The 4,277-nt window shown below is 45.6% G+C and carries 2 protein-coding genes and 1 pseudogene; 2 read left to right on the top strand and 1 reads right to left on the bottom strand.

All coding sequences use genetic code 11. The annotated features are described in order from the left end of the window. Together QUA38_RS27670 and QUA38_RS27665 are read left to right on the top strand one after the other, a co-directional pair. Nucleotides 1-2,001, top strand: a 2,001-nt coding sequence (locus QUA38_RS27670) for a diguanylate cyclase domain-containing protein (protein WP_333167546.1), incomplete at its 5' end; no start/stop codon positions are given. A 312-nt stretch (nucleotides 2,002-2,313) separates the two neighbouring features. Then, a pseudogene (locus QUA38_RS27665) lies at nucleotides 2,314-3,196 on the top strand (IS982 family transposase). Nucleotides 3,197-3,598: 402 nt separating this feature from the next. Here the strand turns inward: QUA38_RS27665 and QUA38_RS27660 are convergent. Beyond that, a partial coding sequence (locus QUA38_RS27660) for a transposase (RefSeq protein ID WP_333167544.1) occupies nucleotides 3,599-4,277 on the bottom strand: 679 nt, incomplete at its 5' end.

Below are 4,277 nucleotides of genomic sequence, written 5' to 3'. Positions count from 1 at the left end.
AAGTACGCCACTCGCTTCAAGCAAATCTTTGCAGGAGGCCCGCCAACAATTTTTTCTTCTCAAATTCACAAACACCTAATTCCGGCAACTTGGCAAGACGGCCAGCAGCGAATTCAGCAAACTACTGTGACTGCTGTGCCAGCAATGGAGGCTGGCATTGAAGAACAGGAGATTAGAGACTGGGTTCTCCATACTCTTGAGTTGGAATCAGAGGGTACTGTCGGAGTCGGATCATCAAGAAGTGCTTTTGTGTCTAGGGAATCTCCACCCTCAGCTTCGTCATCAATATGGCCGGGGGTCAATGCCCCATCGTTCTACGCGCTGCTGGTGATTCAAGACGTGACCGACCTCACCCATCGCATCCAAGCTTACCGCACAATGCGAGATCAAGCTTTGGAAGAAGTGCAAGTGCGTCAGCGGGTGGAGGAAGAATTGCGATCGAGCCAGCATTTCATCCAGCAAATTGCTGACGCGGCGCCTTATTTGCTCTACATCTACGATTTGACCCAACAGCGCAACGTCTACGTCAACGGTCAAGCTTCTAAATTGCTGGGCTACACTCCCTACGAAATTTTACAGATGCAAACTGCTTTGTACTCGAGTTTGGTGTACCCAGAAGATTTGCCGAGGCTCAAAGCCCACCAGAAAAAATTTCCCTCGACTAAAGACGGGCATATTTTGGAGTTGGAGTATCGGCTCAAACATCGATCGGGCGAATGGCGCTGGTTTCGCTGTCGCGACCAAGTTTTCGCCCGCACAGCCGACGGCTGCCCCAAACAAATTTTCGGCACCGCTCAAGATATCACCGAGTACAAGCGGACAGAAGAGGCGCTGCGACAGCAGAACGAACGAGAACTGCTGATGGCGACGATTACTCAGCACATCCGCCAGTCTCTGGATTTGGGGGAAGTGCTCAGCACGACAGTGACAGAAGTGCGTCAGTTCCTTCAGGCCGATCGAGTGATGATCGTGCGCTTTAACCCCTGTACCGGCAGTCTCTGCGCCGGCCCGGCGACGGGGGCGGTGACAGTGGAATCTGTAGCGGCCAACTGCCAGCCGATGTTGGGGGAAACCCTGGAAAATTTCTGTTTTGACCAGTTCTATCTCGAAGCGTACCAACATCGAGCTATCCGACCGATCGCCGATGTTTTGGCCGCCGATTTGCCGCAATATCAAATTGACTTGCTCGCACAATTCGCGGTGAGAGCTTATTTGGTTGTGCCTTTAGTGCAAGGAGATGATTTGTGGGGTCTGCTGATGGCCCACCAGTGCAGTCCCCGGCAGTGGATGCAGTTGGAAGTAGAGTTGCTGTCTTCTCTGGCCACCCAGTTGGCGATCGCCATCAAGCAAGCAGAACTCTACCAGCAGTTGCAAGCAGCCAACCTCAAGTTAGAGCGCTTGGCTACTTCGGACGCACTCACGCAGCTAGCAAACCGCCGACGGTTCGATCAGTATTTAGAAATGGAGTGGCGCAGACAAGTCCGGGAACAAACGCCCATGTCCCTAATTCTGTGCGATATTGATTCTTTTAAAAGTTACAACGATACTTACGGGCATCAAGGCGGAGACGAATGTTTGCGACAAGTCGCCGGGGCGATCGCCAATGCAGTCAATCGCCCCGCCGATTTAGTAGCTCGCTACGGAGGCGAAGAATTCGCCGTTATTTTGCCAAATACCTCGATTCAAGGCGCAGTGATCGTAGCCGAACACATACAGCTCACAATCGCCGCTTTGCAGCTTCCGCACGCTGGTTCTCAGGTGAGCGAGTACGTCACTCTCAGCCTGGGCGTAGCGAGTATTGTTCCTGGATCTGAATCGGGAGCCGAAATTCTGATTGCCGCAGCCGACCAAGCCCTGTATCAAGCTAAACGACTTGGGCGCGATCGTATCCAACTTTACCAGCCTGATCCTGCTGGCAAGGGGAATGGGACAGGCACTTCAATACTTCCTCTAGATTTTTCTATACCCAATACTAATTTACCCTCTCCCACTAGCGCTTGACGAATTGCCATATTTGTGGGTTCAGAGTAGTTATACCACTCCGCAAAAAAATGCACCTGTCCGCGCGTGATCCAAACCCTGATATCCCTCTTCTGTCAGTCTGCGAATTAAAGAAGTAAGAAATAAGCTGCTCAAGCATAAAAATAAAAGGGTTGGAATGGATTTATTGGAGCAATTAAATCGTGGAACCCAATCAATAATACCATTTTTTTAAATACTGCTATAGATAAATAACGTCAGTTCGGGATAAGCCAGGAAAGGGAGAAGCCAGTTAAGCTGAAGATTGTCAAACCAATTCAGCAAGCATCTCCCATGTCTAGTTTAGAAGAACTATTCTGCCACATCGACGATTTCTGCCAGAAATTTGAACCAAAGATGGCAACAGCAGTTGCTCGGCCAGGGTGTGAAAACGCGCCGACGCTCACGGGGACGCTCGCCTGAGCGAAATCATGACCATCTTGGTAGCGTTCCACCAGCATCATTACCGCACGTTCAAACACTTTTACCTCGAACAAGTATGTCGCTACTGGAGCAGCGCCTTTGCCGGATTAGTCAGCTATTGGCGCTTTGTCGAATGGATGCCTTCGGCTTTAGTCCCTCTGTGTGCTTATTTGAAGCATTGCTTTGGCCAATGTACTGGTATCAGCTTTATTGATTCGACCAAACTCCAAGTCTGTCACAATCCTCGAATTCGACAGCATAGAGTCTTCACCGACCAGGCCGCGAGGGGCAAAACATCGGTCGATTGGTTCTTTGGCTTTAAACTCCACTTAGTGGTGAATGAGTTGGGAGAATTGCTTAACATTCAACTGACCCCTGGGAATGTAGATGATCGAAAGCCCGTTCCCGACTTGCTCAAAACCTTGAGTGGCAAGGTGTTTGGAGATCGAGGCTATGTCTCAAAAGCTAGAAGTGGAGGAACTTCTGACCTCCTATAACATTGAATTTTTCGCGCTTACCTCGTCGCAATATGAAGAACAAGCTGATGCGACTCCATGATAAGTTTCTATCCCGTAAACGAGCCATCATCGAGACAATTATTGACCAACTCAAGAATATTTCTCAAATTGAGCATTCCCGTCATCGCAGTCCCGTCAATTTCTGCATTAACGTTCTATGTGGCTTGATTGCCTACTGTCACCAACCTAAAAAGCCTTCTCTTCAGTTAGACTGGCTTTTGCGTCCTTCGGCTTAACCCGAACTGACGTTAAATACTGTAAAATCCCAGACCATCCTGTTAGAAAACCAATGACATGATTTGTTAAATATGATAATATTTCCTGAAGTTTTACACGGAGTTCGTCAAGATTAATGAAGACTAACTTAGCTAAAAACCCTTTGATGTATTTCCATTGGATTTGCTTCAGGACAATGAGGAGGTTGAAATAGTAAAATAATATTGTATGGTAATTCAGATGTGATTAAAAGATGACCTGGAGCATTATCGACTTGAATAATATGCAATTCATCGGGATATTGAAGCGACCTGAAAGGGTGACAAAAATCGCTACAATACAGTTCTGATAAGCTTTGCTGCCATTTTACCTATTTGATAATTTGACCGTTTATTGGGGTGTAAACTAATATATTCTCTCACTTATTTTTGACAAATATCCATAAAGATTACCCAGTTTTTCGCTCGCATACCCACTTGAAATGTACTGTGCGAACGATAAATACGTTTGGGTTGTTTGGGACGAGCTACATATTTTTGCACTCCCATTTTTTTGACTAATTTTCCTTCAATAATTGTCGCTGTATAAGCAATGCTTACTAACAACATTAAGGTCAATAGCCTGGGTTCTGATACTTGGGCATCTTCAATGTTATAGCCACCGTTTTTATAATCTATAAACATTTTTTCTATATCAAATCTTTGTTTATAAGCGCTTATAGCAGCTTTTAAAGTTTTTAATTTAGTTAATATAAACCATCCTTCTTTGACTGTGACTCCGCGATATTTTCCTTTCCATTTACAAGCGACGTTAGCTTTAAATCCTTTAAATTTTGTCATTTTGGTTCCGGATAAAAATAAAGACATTTCCGGTCGAATTCCTAAATTTTTTAATTCTACCCACATTTCTCCTTCCCGGAGAATGTATTCGGATTTTTTCAACCTCAGACAAAAATTCACTTTTTGTTCGTCAAGCCAGTTCCCTAAAATAACCGAACAAAATTCTCGGTCTCCTAAAATGACTATTCGATAGTTTCTAATGATTGGTAATATTTTGGTGAAAGCGGCTTTTTGTTGCTGAAAATTACTATTTCCTTTTTTC

Source organism: Microcoleus sp. Pol12B4 (assembly GCF_036701385.1).
Lineage (GTDB): Bacteria > Cyanobacteriota > Cyanobacteriia > Cyanobacteriales > Microcoleaceae > Microcoleus.
The sequence above is the reverse complement of the archived record's forward strand: the minus strand, read 5'-3'. Positions and strand labels throughout refer to the sequence as shown.